This is a genomic window from Pseudomonas sp. PDM04 (genome assembly GCF_014851765.1).
GTDB lineage: Bacteria > Pseudomonadota > Gammaproteobacteria > Pseudomonadales > Pseudomonadaceae > Aquipseudomonas.
Genome location: NZ_JACVAI010000007.1, coordinates 174,027 through 191,356, shown reverse-complemented (window position 1 = coordinate 191,356; position 17,330 = coordinate 174,027). Strand labels below are relative to the sequence as shown.

Here is a 17,330-nt window from a genome sequence, read left to right as displayed (position 1 = left end):
CCGGCAGCCTGTCAACCTCTGCCCGCAACCGGCGCACAGCGCCAGCCATCGACGGTGCGTTAACTATCTACCGCCTGCGCGGCGGCGGCAGCTTTTAGTCTCGAGGCTCACCTCAACGGCGCACCCAGCGGCGCCCTGCACGAGACTCGACCATGCCTACACCTGCCACCCCCCTGCTCTTTCCCCAAGCCTTGCAATCGCCCGGCCACTGGACTGACCTGGGCAAAATCCACGGACTGACGCGCAAGGACTTCCAGTGGTTCAGCCACCTGAAGCTGGCCAGTCACACGCTGCGCAGCCAGCAGACGCCCCCGATGCTCGCCGAGCGCATCCGGGTCAGCACCGGCACCCTGTCGCTCCCCCTCGCGGGCTGCTTCGTGTTGAGTTCGACGCCCGACGAGAAGGGCGAAATTCTCTACACCCCCTACGGCGGTATCCGCAAGTTCGACAGCCGCACCCGCCTGACCGAGCACCTCAAGCGCCAGCTCGACAGCGCCGGTGAAGACGATGACCTGCTGGCCTTCATGAGCTTGTCCGCGCGCAAGACGCTGGCGGCGTCCAATGAGATCAAGGTCGGTTTCGAGACCATCGACGGGGACGTTTTCAGCGACCAACAGGCCCTTGTCACGAGCCACCAGCACAGCAACGACCAGGCGCTGCTCGACGAACTGCAACAACTGCCGAGCCTGGCCACGATGCTCGATACGGTACTCGATGAAGCGTTGAAAGCGGCATTCCCCGGCCTGGACCAGCGTCGCACCCGGGTCGATTTCTACGCTGAAGCCACCCCGCGCCATGTCCCCACCCGGCGCTGGATCGGCTCCCGGTCGTTGAGCGAGGCGCTGCTCTCGTATTACCGCCATCGGCGCTGGCCGATCGGGCAGCGCCCTGAGTTCTACCATCCGCAAAGAAAACCCCTGACCACCGACCAGCAGCAATGGGAATCCCTGATCACTGGCACCGCCGACAACCTGACCCGCCATTTGGCTGCGCACCTGCAGCGCTTCTGGAATGACGTGAGCTTCGACGGCGCCACCCGGCGGGCATTCTTCAGCCGGGCCCTGCGCGAAAAGGCACGGGCGCAACTGCTGCTCAAGCGCGAAGCGCAGATCATTACCGCCGAACAGGCCCGTGCCCTGCAACCGCTGATCGACGGCACTGCCGGAACGGCTTCGGCACTCACACTCGAAACGGTGCGCCTCTGGGAATACCCGGCCAACCACGTCGAACTCGCCGGTTCGCTGATGATCAGCCAGGACAGTGCCAACGCGTTTCTCTATACCCCTGCGCAAGGCTTGCAGGTGCTCAAGGACTATCAGGACCTGAAAAACACCTTGCAGGAAAAGTCCACGTCGGCCGGGCACGACGATGAGCTGTATGACCTCCTGAGCCTGGAAGAACGCGCGCGGTTCATCGGTTTCGAACAGGCGCAAGTGTCTGGCGCGGCCCTGACCGGCTCGGTGTTCACCAGCCTCTTCGAAGCGATCATCGACAAACAGCTGCAAAACCTGGAGTACGCTTTTCAGGTGTTCCGCCACAGCGACGGCATCGTCGATATCCAGGCCTTTTTCGACAAGGCGCTGGATATCCGCGCCATGCTCAGCGAACACTTGCTGGCGCTGGACGCCAAGGGGCGCTGGAGCACCCGCCCGGTGCTGTCGGGTGAGCAACCCTCCAGGGTACTGGCGGATACGGCGGCAGCTCATGCCAAGACCTATCGCGATGTCGAGTTACCGGTGCGCAGCGAATTTGCCGCACAGCCAGTGGCGGCGCCGGCACCGCAACGGGCGTACCTGGAAAACATGAAGCAACGCCTGGCCCATGTGCTGTCCGTCGGCCTGCGGGGCGAAGCCGCTCTTCGTGAACTCAGCGCCCACCTGCGCAACCCTGACTGGTTCCTCGTCGATACAGTGTTCAACCCGGACCGGCCAGACCGAAAAAGCCGTCCCGCCCTCCGTGGTTTCTACCCGGACGTCTTTTCGCCGGTCCTTGAATGTTCCGGCGAGCACAGGCTGCTGCCTCTGGCCCAATGCGTGCTGCTGACCGAGCGCGGCGGCCTCGATGTCCAGCACTCCGGACGTGCCATTCTGTGGACGCCGGCAGCGGGGCTGGAAGTATTCGAGTCGCTAGCCATCGCACGCCAGCAACTGAACCTGCGCCTGCTGGACTCCGACCAGCGCCTGGTTTTGCTGGAAAACCTCGCCCCTGACCAGCGCCTGTTCCATCGACGCTACTCGCTCCACTCGTTTCAACTGATCTCGGGCAATGTCCTGCACCACATCATGCAATCGGCCATCGACCTGTACCTGGCGCGCTGCGAGCAACTGCGGTCGTTGAAGCTGAGCGCCGCCCGGCAAAACAAGGCGTTCTACGCGCTGACCCAGACACTCATCGACACCAACCTGCACCGCGCCAAGTGGATCGCCGACGCCATCAGCCACCAGCAATCCCTGCCGGCCTGGCTGGGCCTGGCACCGGTCGACGAACAGCAACTGCACATCGAGTTGCTGGAGCAGTACCGCCACAGCGTGGCCGATGACAAGGACTACCTGCACAATCTGCAGACACTCGAGGATTATGTTCGCCAGACCCTCAAGGGGTTGCTGGCGAAGCGGTTCCCCGGACACTCGCTGGATCCGGACGAGATCGATATCGCCCCCAACCTGGCACTCGCCGGGCCGGCGCAGACCCTGACCGAATTCGCCCTGAACCACATCAATATCGCTCAAGGCACCGGTTTCCGGGTCACTTCCAATACCACACGGACACTGCCGGAAGGTCTGAACCCGGCCGCTGTCAGTCAATTGCTGCTGTCACTGAGCATCCCCGGCGACTATGGAAAGAAAATCACCGAAGCCCTCTGCGGCGCCCAGGCCGCCCCCCGCCAGTTGCGTTTCGTTCGACAACTGCCCTGGCAACTGCTGCACCACGCCCACAGCCTGAAACTGCAGCAACACCTGTCCTCCAACGCCTTCGACCTGATCACCCAGGTGCTGGACATGCCGGATGCCATCGCCCGTGCCACAGTGGCGGGCGCCACCGCGATGGTACGCCCCCTGGAGCTGATCAAGACCGCCGGGGCCAAAGCCGTCCAGGCCCTGGGCCTGTACCTGATCGGCCCCGGTGCCGGAAAAACCGGGCCGCACATCCTGTATGTGCCCTACCACAGCGGCCCGCTGTTCAGCGAATTCGCCACTGAGGCCGCCGTGGTGGCGGCGATCAACACCCCGGGCGCGCTCCAGGACCTGGTGCTTCGCCGCCTGCCGGACACCGACCAGGCATCGTTCCGCAACCTGCTGGCGTCCAGCGTCGATGAGGTGAGCGAGATGACCCTGGGCAGCACGCCCATAGACGGTCATCTGCTGACCCACTGGTTCGGCGACAACACCCGCCTGCTGACCCATCTGCTTGGCAGTCAGTCCCGGGCTTCCGGCCAGTCGGACTGGGAGGCTGCCAAGCACCTGTTCAGCGCCGGTATCAAACTGATCGCCGGCATACTGCCCGGCAAGTTGGCCTACCTGCGGTTTTTATGGGGCGCCTACAAAGACTTCAAGGATTCGGCCGAGGCCCTGCAGAATCGTCACTGGAGGCGCGCCCTCAAGTCATTCATCGGCGGTGGCGCGCAAATGGTATCGCTGGGGAAACTGTCGCTGGATGCGCCACTGCTCAACCCGCCGACGACGCCCACCCCGCCGGTTGAAACGCCCCAGGTCGACCCACAGTGGTCGGACGTGCACCCCACCGCACCGGCTCGCACCACGCTGCAGCCCTTCGAAGTGACGACCGTGGCGTTGAAAGACCTGAAAAAAGACGCGCGCGATGGCACCTATGTCGAATCCGCGACTAAACACCGCTACGCCGCCATTGCCGGAAAGGTGTATCGCGTCGCTAAACCGGGTGTCGCCTGGCGCATCCTCAACGAAGAGGCGAACGGACCTTTCCTGACGAACACCTCGAGCCGGCAACTGGCGATTGACCTGGACTCGCACACCGTGCACTACGGCAAAGCCTTGTCGACCCTGCGCAATCGCTATGCGTACGACTATCAGGCCCGCCGGGTATTGAACGTTGAAGCCCGGGGCATGGATGAGATTCGCACCCTGCACCCGAACAAGGCCCGGCTGATCGTGCAGGCCATCGACATGGCGCGCTATTACGCGTTCAACAGCCTGCACAACCTGGTGCAGCTGCGCAAATTGCGTCCGGGCACACGCCTGGATACCTTCCTCAAAGGTTTTTTCGATGTCACCGGTGTCGATCTCGACCTGCTCGACAAGATCAAGCAAGCCATCGTGCCGATCTGCAATGCCCTGGTGGACCCCGGCGAAGACCTGCTGAATTCCGAGCGGTTCGTGGTCGGTTCGACCAGACACCTGGACACCAACCTGATTGCCTTCGTGCTGGACGATGACGCCCGCAGGTTCGTGCATTTCACCGAGCGGTTTTTCGATCAGGGGCTCGACTGGTACAAGTCGTGCCTGACCGAGCCCTTCAACGTCGAGGGGCATAGCCAGGCCGCCACCCTCATCCATGAGTTTGCCCATATCTACTCGAAGGCATTGGATATCGCGACACTGGAGGCCAGGCGCCCATTCAGCGATCTCATTGCCCCCATCACCGGCTACGGCGCCGCGATGAAACAGTCACAGCTGGACTTCCAGCGCACCGCGCTGTCGCTGGCCTCGCCCCGCGAAGCGTTGTTCGCGCAGTGGAACAGCACGCTGAACGCGTGGATCAGCCTGGACGCGATACCGGGGCTGGAACATGTGGGCAAGCAAATTCTGACCCTGACCCGGAGCAAGACCATGGATGATGCACGCAGCGCGTTCTTGAACCGGGTCGACCCGGCTTCCCGAATCGACGTCATTTTGCGCAATGCCGACTCGCTGGCGTTTTTGATCTGCGCCATGGGACGGCAGCTCGACCCGGCCTGACCCTCTCTTTAAACACCCTCGACAAAAATGCGCAGACCCGACGGTCTGCGCATGACTTTTTTTTCACCCTGTTTATGCATACTGCCTGGAAAGCCCGGTTTTCAGGGCTTGCAGTAAAAATAAACAGCTGTTTGATGGGTAAATGCCATGACGGCAGTTCTCGCCGACTTCCTCTCAAGGTTAGAATGCAGGAAATCAGGATGAGTCAATGACCGACAGCCCTATCTCCGAAGCCGAATACGACGCCATTACCGATGCCGCTGCGCATTGGTGCATGCGTTTGCACGCATCCGACTGTACCGAGCAAGAGCGCCAGGCCTTCGAGCAGTGGCGTGATGCCCACCCGCTGCATGCGTTCGAATACGAGGCCATGCTGGAGATCTGGGTGGTGGCCGAAGACTTGCCGCGCACGGACACCGTCGCGCCTGTCACGCCCGTCGCGCACCGCCAGCCCACCTCGTCCTGGCGTCCACTCGCCATGGCCGCCGCCGTCTGTGCCCTGGCCTTGCCCCTGGCGGCCTACACCGGCTGGAACCTGGGCTGGCTGCCCAATGCCTACGAGCATTTCGAGGCGAGCAACTCAACGCGTCAGGTCACCCTGGGCGATGGCAGCCAGGTCGAACTCAACCTGGGCACCGAGCTGACCTACAGCAATTACAAGGATCAGCGCCGGGTCACGCTGAAGAAAGGCGAAGCATTCTTCCGTGTCAGCCACGACGCCAACCATCCGTTCATCGTCAGGGCGGCCGAAGGCAAGATCCGCGTCACCGGGACCCAGTTCAACGTCTGGATGTATGAAGACCAGGTGCGGGTGAACCTGATCGAGGGCTCGGTCCTGGTCAGCAGCAACGATGACCTGCCGGGCGACGGTCTGCGCCTGGAGCCGTCGATGCAGGCGCGCTACAAACACGGTGATTTCATCCCGCAAATCAGCCAGACCTACGCCAATGACACGTCACTGGCCTGGCGCCAGGGCAAACTGGTACTCGATGACCTGGCGTTGTCCGACGCCCTGCCGCTGATCAATCGCTACCTGAGCAAACCGTTGATACTGGCCGACAACAACACCGGCACGATCCGCCTCGGCGGCATCTACAACATCAAGGAACTCGACAGCCTGGTGGGCACGCTGCCCAAGGTGTTGCCGGTGTACCTGACCCGCAACAAGGACGGCAACCCGGTCCTCAACTCCATCCCGCAGCAAACCCCTAGAAGCTGAAAGGCCGCCACCCATATGGGGTGCGGCCTTCCTGTGTCACACCATCACAGGTCGCCTTACTGCCGGGCCACCTTCGCCGCCTGATCGTCCTGCTCGCGGATCGTCTGCACCTGATAGTGTGGGTCCGACGTGATCTGCCGTTCGGTGAATGGCAACACACTCAGTTGTTTTCTGGAAAAGGCCTGGGTCTGGTCATTGGCATGTTTCGACGCCGGGTCGCTGGACAGCGAGAACGCCAGCAGCCCTTTGGCCTGTGGGCCCTGGTCATCGAAAGTGACGATCTGCAGGTAACTGGTGCCACTGACCACCTCGCGTTTGCCGTCGCTCCTCGGCACGCTCTGAATCGCGTTGTATACGCCCAGGGTGCCCGGCCCACCATGGATCGGCGTCTGCACGCCGCCGCTGCTGGCCACCTGGATGTCACCCCAGCGACTGTCCGCCTGTAGTCCCGACGACTTGACCAGCTCCACCGACGCCAGCATCGCCTCGCGCAAAGCCTTCACCACTTCCGGGCGATCGATCGCCAGGCCGCGCGGGGTACGTTGCGGGTCCTGCGGATCGAACGCCACCCGCCAGACATCCGGCACTTCCTGCAGCGCAGCCATGAGGTTCTGGAAATGCACGAAGCCCAGCCCGCTGTCGAGATTGGCATGGCGATCCCAGCGTTTCAGACTGGCGCACACCGCACTCAGCGTCGATGCATCGGCGCCCAGGCCCTTGGCACAGAATTGCAGCAGGTCGGGCATGACCTGCCCGGCCTGATACACCTGATCGTCCATCACCATGTTTTGCAGATCCGCCGCCGCCAGCTTGCCAGCCGTGTTCAACGAGCCCAGTCGCTCCAGCGCAAAGCGTGAACGCAGGCCCAGCGGCTGGCTGTCCTGGCTGATCAGCGGCGAGAAACCGGTGAGCGGTTGCGCCGGGTTGGCCATCCAGGCCGAATCGTTGGAGTGCTGCACGAAATCCCTGCGCAGCAGTTGCGGCATCCGGTCGGCCGCGTAAATGCCCTTCTGCGCGGCGTTCGGGTCGATGTCCCAGGCGCAGGCGCTGTTGGAACCGTCGAGCACGATCATCTGCAACCCGGCTCGCGGATCGCTGCATTGCGCCAGTTTGGCAGCACTGACGTTCGGCACCACCGACAGGTTCATGTACAGCGTCTGCCCCTGGTCGTCCGCCGCCAGAGTGTTGACCCACGGAATGCCCTGGATCTTGTGGACCGACGCCTGCAATGCTTCAAGGCTGCCCGCACGGTTCATCGCGTACCACTGCTGCAACACCCGGTCGTTATCGAGGTTGGCGTCGCGCAGGCTGTAGGCGAACTGATTGTCCCAATCCAGTTTCCCCGGCCACTGCACGATCGGGCCGAACAGCGAACTGTAGACCACGCGCGATACCGCCCGGGTCTGCCCGTCAGGTTGTTTGACATTCACCGTGACGGTCTGCCGTTGCATCGGCAGGGATTTGCCGTCGAGCAGATAACGGGTCGAATCCTTCGGATCGAGTTGCAGGCGATACAGGGTGAAGTGCTTGGACGAATCCACGGTGTGGGTCCAGGCCAGGTGCTGATTGAAGCCGATGTTGATCATCGGCAGGCCGGGCAACGCGGCGCCCATCACGTCCAGTTTGCCCGGAATGGTCAGGTGCATCTGATAGAAACGCATGCCGCCGACCCACGGGAAATGCGGGTTGGCCAGCAACATGCCGCGCCCGTTGAACGAACGTTCGCTGCCCACGGCGACGGCGTTGCTGCCGCGATCGAGGGCAAAGCGCTGAATGCGTTGATCGGCGACCTGAAAGGACGCGGAGTTCCCTGCGTTGCTCGCAGCGGCCTTGGGGGGCATGGCGCCGGCCAACGCCTCGGCAAACTGCCCCACGCCGCCTTCGACCAGCAGGCGACGGGTCAACCTGACCAGGTCCTGGACGTTGATCTCCCGCACCCAGTCGCCCTGGCACTGCTGTGGCAGCCCTTGCGCGCGACGCTCTGTCAGCGAGCGGTTGTAGCCCGCCACATACCCTTGCATCAGGTCACGGATCTCGGCGGTTTGCGCCTGCCAGAAAGCGTCGACGGCCTGTGGTGTGTTCAGCCAGTTGAAAAACACATCGCTGACCTGGTTTTCGCGTTCTTCGACCGTGAACTGTTCCGGGCCGAAATACCGTGAACGCTCGCCGTTCACCGTCACCACTTCATTGGCCAGCAGGCACAGGTTGTCCTGGGCATAGGCATAGCCGATGCCGTAGCCGAGACCGCGCTCGTTGTCGGCGCGAATATGCGGCACACCGAAGCTGGTCCGGCGGATATCGGCCGTTGCCTGTTCCGGCTGGCTGCGCGCGGTTGCCGCGAGACTCAAGCCCGCCAACAAGGCGGCAAGGCTCAATCGGGTGAATTGCCTGGTAATGATCACGCTCGCTCCTGATTCAGATGCACGGCAAATCTGCTGTTGTGCAGGCGCGAACAAGCGCGCTCCGGCATTAGGAGAGGAACGAAATCGGCAAGAAAAATTTAAGGCGCCGCAGGTCGATTCTGCGGGGACTTCACAGGTTTGCGACGTGGCGGCAACGAAATTTCTACACTTCAGTCTTCATGATTTGAGTGGCTCGTACGTCTTATTGGATAAGAGCACCCAAACACTCAATCCGGTTCAGGCTCTGATAAAGGAGTTTTTGCATGTACAACTCGCAACTGCCAACGGACGGTGGCGCTGCACTTATCGGCACATCCCTGGCGCCGCGCCTGTTCGACTCGCGCACTGAGCGTAACGGCAATGAGCGCATCCGCGTATTGCTCAAGCACTTTGGCCTGCGCACCAGCCTGATCCGCCTTAAGGTCATCGACGCCTTGCTGACTGCCGCTGAAAACGATCGCAGCCTGGGTGTACGCGGCGTGCACAGCCAACTGCTGGACCTGGATATCCCCCTGTCCTTTCTCAGCGTGCGCGAAGTGTTGAAACGCCTGTGCAGCGAGGGCGTGATTGTCCTCAATCCGGACAAGAGCTACAGCCTGCACCCGCAGGCCGCCGCTCTGCTGCACGGCGAGTAGTTTTCTCTGCGGGCGTCGTTCAGGGCTTGACCTTGCGACGCATCACGCCATTGATCACCACCACGACCACCGCCACGCCAATGGCGATGTATTGAAACAGCTTTTCGCTGATGACCCCGGCATTCTGCAAATACGACAGGCCAAACATGATCGCCAGGACCGCCAGGGAGATCAGAATCGAGTATTTCAAGCGTTGCGACTGGGTCATTGCCTTTCCTCAAACCAGAACATGCAGCGGAAATGTATCCGCCGTGTATCCGAATGCATGCCAAACCCCTACCTTTTTCCGGGGATGGAGTGCTGCAAACGAGGTCTCATGTTACAGCCGATGAGGCGATTTGGCTTCACGGCGTTAACCATGAGGATCTTCAAATGCTGCGTCGAATCACACTGCTGATTCCCCTGCTTGCCGTTCTGACCCTGAGCGGCTGCATCGTATTCCCCCACGGCGGCTGGCACGGCGGCCACCATTACGACGAACGCAGCTGGCATCGATAGGATGCCTGATGCCGGGTAGGTGAAAGCCTGCAGCGAGCGCCAGGGAGCGCTCGCTGCCACGCAAAAGCGTCACGCTTTGGTGGAGAGGTTCTTGTCGGTGGGGGTCGACCCGTTGCCCTTGCCATACTCGGCCAGGTTCTGCAGAACGTAGATGGCCTTCTTGTACTCGGGAATCAGGTAGTTGGCGTACTTGTTACCCTTGAGGTTGTTGGTCTGGATGGTGTCCAGTTGCGTGGCAAAGTACTCGAGAGCATTGAACGTGGCTTCCGAGTCGTTCGGAACGCCAAAGCGATCGAACTTTTCACCGGCATTGGACAGGGTCAAGGCCGTCACATCGCTGATCAACCCCCGCTCTTTCAAAAAGGAAGACAGGTTGCCCAACGATCGGGCCGAAACACTTTCCGGATTGAATCCCTTGAGTTGCTTGTGAATCTGCAACTTGTCCATCTTCGCCCTGTCGAGGACGTTCGGATCGTTGCCCACCAACGCCAGCATCTGCTTGACCTTGGTGCTTCGGGACACGGGTTTGCCGGTCGAACCGGTGTCTTGAACCAGCAAGCCTGCCTTGGAGGTCCAGGCACCGGTATAGCCGATAGTCATGACCAGGATCCTTGTGAGACGACCATAAAAACTCCTTGTTTAAACAAGTTGGGTGCGCGGAGTATCCCGGCGCGATTAACACTACACAAACAAGTATTTCAGGTTTTTACAATTTTTGTACATTTCAGATACAAACCTTTAACCCCCGTATTCATTGGCCTATAACACTTTTGTATAATTGGTATAAACCAAGGTTCAGGTGTTTGTACGAGACAGTTAGTTGATGTGTATCAAACCGGACACCTTTCCGGGCCGCATCACTTCGATACAATTTCGCCGGTTAACTTCGAGCAAAAGCGTCAGAATATTTCCCCCGCAATCCGAGACGAATCCTCCATGCGAACCTCACTGCGCCTGCTCGCCCTGAGCACCCTGTTCATCTCTTCCCTGGCCCAGGCCGCCGACCTGATCCCCATCGAGGTCCATCGCGACGCCAACTGCGGTTGCTGCAAAAAATGGATCAGCCATTTGCAAGCCAATGGCTTCAAGGTCGAGGACCACGTCGAATCCGACATGAGCGCCTTCAAGCAACAGCACGGCGTGCCTGCGCGCCTGGCGTCCTGCCACACCGGTTTGATCAACGGCAAATTCGTCGAAGGGCATGTCCCGGCCGATCAGGTGTTGGCCCTGAGCAAGCGCGACGACCTGCTGGGTGTTGCGGCGCCCGGCATGCCGATGGGTTCTCCCGGCATGGAAATGGACGGCATGAGCGACGCCTATCAGGTGATCGGCCTGAAAAAGGACAGTTCTGATGTGGTGGTGGCGGACTACCCCGCCCGTTGATATCCGGCGCGTACATCGGGCTGTTCTTCGCGGCATTCGGCGCGGCGACGCTGCTGCCGTTGCAGTCCGAGGCGGTGCTGGTGGGGTTGCTGCTCAGCGAACGCTATGGGCTCTGGGGGTTGTGGGCAGTCGCCACCCTGGGCAATGTCCTGGGCTCGTTGCTGAACTGGTGGTTGGGCCGCGGGATCGAGCGCTTGCGCCACCGTCGCTGGTTTCCGGTCAGCCCGTCGCACCTGGAAAAAGCCCGCTCCCATTACCAGCGCTATGGCCACTGGTCGCTGCTGCTGAGCTGGGTGCCCGTCATCGGTGACCCCCTGACCCTGGTGGCCGGGGTGATGCGCGAACCCCTCGGCCGCTTTCTGCTGATCGTGACCCTGGCCAAAGGTGCGCGCTACGGCGTGCTGGCCCTGGCGACGCTGGGCTGGACCGGTTGAACGATCCTCCGCGACGGTTGCCTGTGTTTAATGTCGCCCTAATCGCGCCGATCCAGCATCGGCTGATTTCTTTCGGAGTTTACCCATGCCCCTGACCCTCTCCCGCTGGCTGCCCGGCCTGCTGCTGACCGCCACCCTGCCCGCTCTCGCGGCCGAAGGTCCGGCCTACGGGCCCGAGTTGCAAGGTTTCCAGTACCCCTACACGGTCAAGCACTTCGCCTTCGAATCCCAGGGCAAATCCCTGCAAATGGGCTACATGGACGTCGCCGCCAACGGCAAGGCCAATGGACGCAGCGTCGTGCTCATGCACGGCAAGAATTTCTGCGGCGCGACCTGGGACACCTCGATCAAGGCGTTGAGCGACGCCGGTTACCGGGTCATCGCCCCGGACCAGATCGGTTTCTGCACCTCCAGCAAACCGGATCACTATCAGTACAGCTTCCAGCAACTGGCCGCCAATACCCAGCAACTGCTCAAGGCCCTGGGCATCCAGAAGGCCAGCGTGCTGGGGCATTCCACCGGCGGCATGCTCGCCACCCGCTACGCGTTGCAGTACCCCGACCAGGTCGAACAACTGGCACTGGTCAACCCGATTGGCCTGGAAGACTGGAAAGCCCTCGGCGTACCGTATCGGACCGTGGACCAGTGGTATCAGCGCGAGCAGAAGGTGACGGCCCAGGGCATTCGCGAGTATGAACGCAACACTTATTACGATGGCCGCTGGAAGCCCGAGTTCGACCGCTGGGTGGACATGCTCGCGGGCCTGAGCAAAGGTCCGGGCAAAACCCAGGTCGCATGGAATTCGGCGCTGATCTACGACATGATCTTCACCCAGCCGGTGTACTACGAGTTCAAGGACCTGAAGATGCCGACGCTGTTGCTGATCGGCACCTCCGACACCACTGCGATTGGCAAGGACATTGCGCCGCCCGAGGTCAAGGCGAAAATCGGCCACTATGAGGTCCTCGGCCAGCAGGTGGCGAAGCTGATCCCGCAGTCCACGCTGATCGAGTTCCCCGGCATGGGCCACGCGCCACAGATGGAAGAACCGGCGAAATTCCACCAGGCCCTGCTCGCCTGGCTGGACAAGACCCACCCTGTTCGTTGATGAGGTAAGGCAGATGGCTGTGCAGATTGCGGTGCTCGATGACTGGCAGGATGTGGCGCGTAACGTGGTGGACTGGTCGGTGCTGGAGCCGATTGGCCAGGTCAGTTTCATCCATGATTATCCCGCCGATACCGACACCCTGGCCCAGCGCCTGGGCGGGTTCGAAGTGATCTGCGTGATGCGCGAGCGCACCCGCTTCGACGAAGCGCTGCTGCGGCGCTTGCCCAACCTCAAGCTGCTGGTCACCGGCGGCATGCGCAATGCCGCCCTCGACCTGAAAGCGGCAGCCGCCCTCGGCATCCAGGTCAGCGGCACCGACAGCTACAAACACGCCGCGCCGGAATTGACCTGGGCCCTGATCATGGCCGCGACCCGCAACCTGGTGGTGGAAGCCAACGCCCTGCGGGCCGGGAAATGGCAGCAAGGCCTGGGCGGCGACCTGCACGGCAAGACCCTGGCGATACTCGGCCTGGGCAGCATCGGTCAGCGGGTCGCCCAGTTCGGCCAGGTGTTCGGCATGCGGGTGATCGCCTGGAGCGAAAACCTCACCGCCGAGCGCGCCGCCGAGGCCGGCGTGACCTACGTCAGCAAGCAGCAGCTGTTCGAGCAGGCCGATGTGTTGTCGGTGCATCTGGTGCTCAGCGACCGCAGCCGTGGATTGGTCGATGCCCAGGCGTTGAGCTGGATGAAGCCGACGGCCCTGCTGGTCAACACCGCCCGCGGCCCCATCGTCGATGAGGCGGCGCTGATCAAGGCGCTGCAGAAACAGCGCCTGGCCGGAGCGGCACTGGATGTGTTCGAGCAGGAACCCTTGCCCGAACATCACCCGTTCCGCACGCTGGACAGGGTACTGGCGACCCCCCATGTCGGTTACGTCAGCCAGCAGAACTACCACCAGTTCTTTTCGCAGATGATCGAGGACATCCAGGCGTGGTCGGCGGGGACACCGATCCGGTTGCTGGGCTGAGACTTCAGTTGTTCATGAGGCACTTGCGGGAGCGAGCCTGCTCCCGATTGCCTGACACCCTCCAAACCAGGCAATGAATAAAAGTCTCCCTTGCGGTGTTCACCATTGAGAACCACGAGGCTCTCCGGGAATTACCCTCGCCTCGGCAGGTCAACCGGTTACGACCCGCAGCGGAGACCACTGCCATGAACGTCCGTTTTGCCGTTTTCGCCACCCAACTGCTGCTCGCCGCAGCCCTGTGCAGCACCCTCGCGCTGGCCAACGGCGACGAGGACGAGCCCGCCAAACCCAACTGCCCCAAAGGCCAGGTCTGGGACAGCAAGTCGCAACGCTGCGTGCTGCAGACCAGCCGCCTCGTGCCGGACGCCGACCGCACCGATTACGCCTGGCGCCTGGCGAAGGACGGGCGTTATGAAGAAGCCCTGGCGTTGCTCGACACGCTTGAAAAGCCTAACACCGCCAAGGCACTCAACTATCGCGGCTACGCCACGCGTAAGCTGGGGCGCACCGACGAAGGCATCGATTATTACCTACAATCGGTGAAACTCGATCCGCAGTACGCGCAAGTGCGCGAGTACCTCGGCGAAGCGTATGTGATCAAGGGTCGGCTGGACCTGGCGCGGGAGCAGTTGCAGCGCATCGAATCGATCTGCGGCAGCACCTGCGAGGAATATCGGGACCTGGCCGAAGCGATTCAGGGCTCATCGAACAGTTGAACCAACGGAGGTTGCCATCGCCACCGATCAGGCTATACGTGCGGAACTGGGCCAGCACCTGGCGCGTTTATGGCGTTACGGCCTGTTGCTGTCCCGACAAAGGCATGTCGCCGAGGACCTGGTGCAGGCCACCTGCGTGCGGGCGCTTGAACGTGCCGGGCAATTTGTCCCCGGTACCCGCATGGATCGCTGGCTGTTGAGTATCCTGCATTCGATCTGGCTCAACGAAGTGCGTTCACGCCGGGTCCGCCAGGGCCAGGGACAGGTGGATGCCGATCACGCCCTGGCGTTCGACGGCGAGCACGCCGCGCAGACCCATGTGCTGGCCGCTCAGGTGATCCGGCGCGTCGATGCCCTGCCCGAAGCGCAGCGCGAAACGGTGTTCCTGGCCTACGTCGAAGGCTTGTCCTACCGCGAAGTCGCCGAGGTACTGGACGTGCCCATTGGCACGGTGATGAGCCGCCTGGCGAACGCACGGGCAAAACTGGCCGAGTATCCGCCCCTGCAGGCGGTGCCGAACCCGTCCACCGGAGAACGTCGATGAACGAGCACGCAAGACCATCGGACGAGCAACTGGTGGCCTACCTCGATGACCAACTCGACAACGACCAGCGCCGGCGTGTCGATGCCGCCATCGCCGAAGACTCCACCCTGAACCTGCGCCTGCAATGGCTGGCCCGCAGCAGCCTGCCGTTTCGCCAAGCCTATGACGAGCTGACGCAACAGGCGCCCGTGGACCGCTTGCAGGCCATGCTCGACACCTTGCCCGCACCTGCCCGGCCGGCCCTGAACCGGCGCTGGTTTCTCGCGGCGGCCGCAGGCCTGGTACTCGGCGGCGTACTGGCGGACCGCCTTTATCTCGGCTGGCGCGCCAGCCAGGTCAAGCACAACTGGCGCGGCCTGGTGGCCGAATACATGGCGTTGTACGTCCCGCAAACCCTCGAACACCTGCCGGCGGACGACGCCACCCACAGCGCCCAACTGCGCACCCTCGATGCGCGCCTGGGGGTGAACCTGGTGCCCGCGCAACTGGCCCTGCCACGGGTGGAGCTCAAGCGCGCGCAGATCCTCGAATACGACGGCGTGCCCATCGCCCAGATTACCTACCTGGACCCGGCCCACGGCGCCATGGCCCTGTGCATCACCCTGTCCAATACCGGCAGCCGACACTTCGCGCACGAGCGGCGCCACGGCATGAACGTGGTGTATTGGGCGGACTTGGAGCATGCCTGGATGCTGATCGGGCATAACCCGGCAGCCGAACTGGAAGAGATGGCGAAACTGTTGAAGAGCCGGCTCAGTGCATGAGGGCCGGCGCTGCTGGCGAAATCGCTCGGACGGCAATCAGCTGCGCTGGCCCTCGTCGACGAATTTCTGCAGGTCCAGAGCCGTGGGAAACGCACCTGCCCCGTCCATCAGGACCGTGTACCTGACCCGGTCGCCGACCAGGAAATAGTCGTCGCCTTCGGCCGTGATGTTGAGCCCGATGCGTACCGCCATCTTGGGATAGCCATCACTGGGCATGACCATGGCGAACTTGGTCGGCATGTCATCCACCCTGACATGCCGGATCGCGCTGATCGTACCTTCGGCGTGTCGTTTCACTATCCGTGCGCTCATTTCTACCCTCCTGCCGTCCATGGCCTCAAGGCACGACGGCGAGGGTTCATGAAACGCCGAAATGGTCAGCGTGACTACTGTCAGGTTTGACAGGTCGGGCAAAAAAAATCAGGCCGGCGTCGGCAACCACAAACGGAATCGCGCACCGCCCAATGGCGAGGGTTCGACCGTGAGCGTGCCGCCTTGCGCTTCCAGCGCGCGACGACTGATCGCCAGGCCAAGGCCGAAGCCGCCCGTTGACCGGTCGCGGCTGCGATCCAGACGGTAGAACGGCTCGAAGATGCGTTCGCGCTCATCGTCGGGAATGCCGATGCCGTCGTCGTCGACCCAGATCTCACAGCCTTTTGGGCACACCTGAACGCCGACCTGGATGCGTTTCTCACAATACCGCATGGCATTGCGCAGCAGATTCTGGATCGCCCGGGCGGTCAGGCGCGGGTCGAGGATGAAACGTTCGAGCTGACCGTGGAGCATGACGTCGATGACGATCTGCGGAGACTCCAGTTCCTCGTCGAGGCTGCCCAGGATGCTGTCGATGAATTCATCCAGCGACACCTCGACCCGCTCCGGCAGGCGCGCCGGGTTTTGCAGGCGGCTGTAGGACAGCAACTCCAGCACCAGCTCATCCAGCTCGCGGATGTGCGCGATCAACCCCTGCAAGCGTTCGCGACTGGCGCGGGGCAGGTCGTCCGACAGCGCCAGGGCCAGGCCGAAATCCAGGCGGGTCAGGGGCGTGCGCAATTCATGGGAAACCGCGTTGAGCAAGTCGCGCTGCTGGTTGAGCAGGTTCTCGATGTCGCCGGCCATGGTGTCGAAGACGTTGGCCAGGCTGCCGATGTTGGAGCTGGGTGCAATCTGCGTGCGTTCGTCCAAGTGGCCCTTGCCGAAGCGTTCCGCCGTCGCCTTGAGACGTTCCAGGTCACGCCAGTGCGGGCGCAGCCACACCAGCAGGCAGGCGAGCATGGTCGCGCCAATCAGCACGTTGATGCTCCAGTACAGAAGGCTGACATCCATCGGGTCCGGTGGCACCACCATTTGCACCACCGTGTGTTCGTTCAGCGGCGCCACCGCCAATGTGCGCCAGCCCCAGTCGCCGATCCGCACCACGTTTTCGCCGCGCTGCAGACGCTTTTGTTCGGCCAGGGTCAGACCGTCGTCGTCATTGCGGCTGAGGACGATATGCAGCGGCTGGAACTGCTTGTCCATCTGCGCCGCCAACGCCGGCCATTCGGCCTCTGGCACGGCCTTGAACTGCTTGACCATGAGCGTTTGCAGGCCACGGGAGTAATCGAGGTTGTAGGTGACAAAGCGTTCCTGGAAGACCTTGACCACCACGTCCGGCACCAGGTAAATCGCCGCGCTGTAGGAAACGATGGTGACCAGGTACAGGCGAAACAGGATTCTGAACATCGCT

At 62.2% G+C, this 17,330-nt stretch carries 16 protein-coding genes; 11 read left to right on the top strand and 5 right to left on the bottom strand.

The annotated features are described in order from the left end of the window. Positions 1–152 precede the first annotated feature (152 nt). Positions 153–4,934, top strand: coding sequence for a DUF6543 domain-containing protein (locus IB249_RS25565; RefSeq protein ID WP_192308525.1), 4,782 nt, complete (start codon positions 153–155; stop codon positions 4,932–4,934). A gap of 208 nt (positions 4,935–5,142) precedes the next feature. Further along, positions 5,143–6,153 carry a FecR family protein gene (locus IB249_RS25560; RefSeq protein ID WP_192308523.1) on the top strand — a complete coding sequence of 337 codons (1,011 nt, stop codon included), beginning with the start codon at positions 5,143–5,145 and terminating at the stop codon, positions 6,151–6,153. Between the two features lie 56 nt (positions 6,154–6,209). On the opposite strand, the gene IB249_RS25555 is transcribed toward IB249_RS25560, so the two are convergent. Further along, positions 6,210–8,555 carry an acylase gene (locus IB249_RS25555; protein ID WP_192308522.1) on the bottom strand — a complete coding sequence of 782 codons (2,346 nt, stop codon included), beginning with the start codon at positions 8,553–8,555 and terminating at the stop codon, positions 6,210–6,212. A 263-nt stretch (positions 8,556–8,818) separates the two neighbouring features. Here IB249_RS25555 and IB249_RS25550 point away from each other — a divergent pair, with 263 nt between their 5' ends. Next, positions 8,819–9,190 (top strand): fe2+ zn2+ uptake regulation protein, encoded by a 372-nt coding sequence (locus IB249_RS25550; protein WP_192308521.1) that lies wholly within the window; start codon positions 8,819–8,821, stop codon positions 9,188–9,190. Positions 9,191–9,209: 19 nt separating this feature from the next. On the opposite strand, the gene IB249_RS25545 is transcribed toward IB249_RS25550, so the two are convergent. Then, positions 9,210–9,398 (bottom strand): hypothetical protein, encoded by a 189-nt coding sequence (locus IB249_RS25545; RefSeq protein ID WP_192308520.1) that lies wholly within the window; start codon positions 9,396–9,398, stop codon positions 9,210–9,212. Between the two features lie 164 nt (positions 9,399–9,562). Here IB249_RS25545 and IB249_RS29955 point away from each other — a divergent pair, with 164 nt between their 5' ends. Further along, on the top strand, positions 9,563–9,688 hold the full coding sequence (locus IB249_RS29955) for a hypothetical protein (protein ID WP_263864733.1): 126 nt from the start codon (positions 9,563–9,565) through the stop codon (positions 9,686–9,688). A gap of 69 nt (positions 9,689–9,757) precedes the next feature. Here the strand turns inward: IB249_RS29955 and IB249_RS25540 are convergent, their stop codons facing one another. Next, a complete protein-coding gene (locus IB249_RS25540; protein WP_192308519.1) occupies positions 9,758–10,288 on the bottom strand; it encodes a hypothetical protein in 531 nt (176 codons plus the stop codon). A gap of 336 nt (positions 10,289–10,624) precedes the next feature. On the opposite strand from IB249_RS25540, the gene IB249_RS25535 reads away from it, so the two are divergent. The 7 genes from IB249_RS25535 to IB249_RS25505 all read left to right on the top strand — a co-directional run bounded on the left by IB249_RS25535 (position 10,625) and on the right by IB249_RS25505 (position 15,604). Continuing rightward, positions 10,625–11,071, top strand: a complete 447-nt coding sequence (locus IB249_RS25535) for a DUF411 domain-containing protein (RefSeq protein ID WP_192308518.1) — start codon at positions 10,625–10,627, stop codon at positions 11,069–11,071. Continuing rightward, a complete protein-coding gene (locus IB249_RS25530; protein ID WP_192308882.1) occupies positions 11,071–11,505 on the top strand; it encodes a YqaA family protein in 435 nt (144 codons plus the stop codon). Before IB249_RS25535 ends, IB249_RS25530 begins: the two co-directional genes overlap by 1 nt. A gap of 85 nt (positions 11,506–11,590) precedes the next feature. Next, positions 11,591–12,613: an alpha/beta fold hydrolase gene (locus IB249_RS25525; protein ID WP_192308517.1), complete on the top strand. Its 1,023-nt coding sequence runs from the start codon at positions 11,591–11,593 to the stop codon at positions 12,611–12,613. Between the two features lie 13 nt (positions 12,614–12,626). Then, the gene (locus IB249_RS25520) at positions 12,627–13,580 is read left to right on the top strand and encodes a D-2-hydroxyacid dehydrogenase family protein (protein ID WP_192308516.1); all 954 of its coding nucleotides are present in this window, start codon (positions 12,627–12,629) and stop codon (positions 13,578–13,580) included. Positions 13,581–13,765: 185 nt separating this feature from the next. Next, positions 13,766–14,296 carry a tetratricopeptide repeat protein gene (locus tag IB249_RS25515; protein WP_192308515.1) on the top strand — a complete coding sequence of 177 codons (531 nt, stop codon included), beginning with the start codon at positions 13,766–13,768 and terminating at the stop codon, positions 14,294–14,296. Positions 14,297–14,342: 46 nt separating this feature from the next. Beyond that, positions 14,343–14,840 carry an RNA polymerase sigma factor gene (locus IB249_RS25510; protein WP_201189824.1) on the top strand — a complete coding sequence of 166 codons (498 nt, stop codon included), beginning with the start codon at positions 14,343–14,345 and terminating at the stop codon, positions 14,838–14,840. Then, entirely contained in the window at positions 14,837–15,604 is a 768-nt protein-coding gene (locus IB249_RS25505) for an anti-sigma factor family protein (protein ID WP_192308514.1), read from the top strand. Before IB249_RS25510 ends, IB249_RS25505 begins: the two co-directional genes overlap by 4 nt. Before the next feature lie 36 nt (positions 15,605–15,640). Here the strand turns inward: IB249_RS25505 and IB249_RS25500 are convergent, their stop codons facing one another. After that, positions 15,641–15,916 carry a hypothetical protein gene (locus IB249_RS25500; protein ID WP_192308513.1) on the bottom strand — a complete coding sequence of 92 codons (276 nt, stop codon included), beginning with the start codon at positions 15,914–15,916 and terminating at the stop codon, positions 15,641–15,643. A 108-nt stretch (positions 15,917–16,024) separates the two neighbouring features. Further along, positions 16,025–17,326 carry an ATP-binding protein gene (locus IB249_RS25495; RefSeq protein ID WP_192308512.1) on the bottom strand — a complete coding sequence of 434 codons (1,302 nt, stop codon included), beginning with the start codon at positions 17,324–17,326 and terminating at the stop codon, positions 16,025–16,027. Positions 17,327–17,330: the final 4 nt, after the last annotated feature.

Excerpts from the sequence above, each read along its gene's own strand:
- IB249_RS25565 (WP_192308525.1), top strand. The coding sequence starts at position 153 with ATGCCTACACCTGCCACCCCCCTGCTCTTTCCCCAAGCCTTGCAATCG.
- IB249_RS25560 (WP_192308523.1), top strand. The coding sequence starts at position 5,143 with ATGACCGACAGCCCTATCTCCGAAGCCGAATACGACGCCATTACCGAT.
- IB249_RS25550 (WP_192308521.1), top strand. The coding sequence starts at position 8,819 with ATGTACAACTCGCAACTGCCAACGGACGGTGGCGCTGCACTTATCGGC.
- IB249_RS25545 (WP_192308520.1), bottom strand. The coding sequence starts at position 9,398 with ATGACCCAGTCGCAACGCTTGAAATACTCGATTCTGATCTCCCTGGCG.
- IB249_RS29955 (WP_263864733.1), top strand. The coding sequence starts at position 9,563 with ATGCTGCGTCGAATCACACTGCTGATTCCCCTGCTTGCCGTTCTGACC.
- IB249_RS25540 (WP_192308519.1), bottom strand. The coding sequence starts at position 10,288 with ATGACTATCGGCTATACCGGTGCCTGGACCTCCAAGGCAGGCTTGCTG.
- IB249_RS25535 (WP_192308518.1), top strand. The coding sequence starts at position 10,625 with ATGCGAACCTCACTGCGCCTGCTCGCCCTGAGCACCCTGTTCATCTCT.
- IB249_RS25525 (WP_192308517.1), top strand. The coding sequence starts at position 11,591 with ATGCCCCTGACCCTCTCCCGCTGGCTGCCCGGCCTGCTGCTGACCGCC.
- IB249_RS25520 (WP_192308516.1), top strand. The coding sequence starts at position 12,627 with ATGGCTGTGCAGATTGCGGTGCTCGATGACTGGCAGGATGTGGCGCGT.
- IB249_RS25515 (WP_192308515.1), top strand. The coding sequence starts at position 13,766 with ATGAACGTCCGTTTTGCCGTTTTCGCCACCCAACTGCTGCTCGCCGCA.
- IB249_RS25505 (WP_192308514.1), top strand. The coding sequence starts at position 14,837 with ATGAACGAGCACGCAAGACCATCGGACGAGCAACTGGTGGCCTACCTC.
- IB249_RS25500 (WP_192308513.1), bottom strand. The coding sequence starts at position 15,916 with ATGAGCGCACGGATAGTGAAACGACACGCCGAAGGTACGATCAGCGCG.
- IB249_RS25495 (WP_192308512.1), bottom strand. The coding sequence starts at position 17,326 with ATGTTCAGAATCCTGTTTCGCCTGTACCTGGTCACCATCGTTTCCTAC.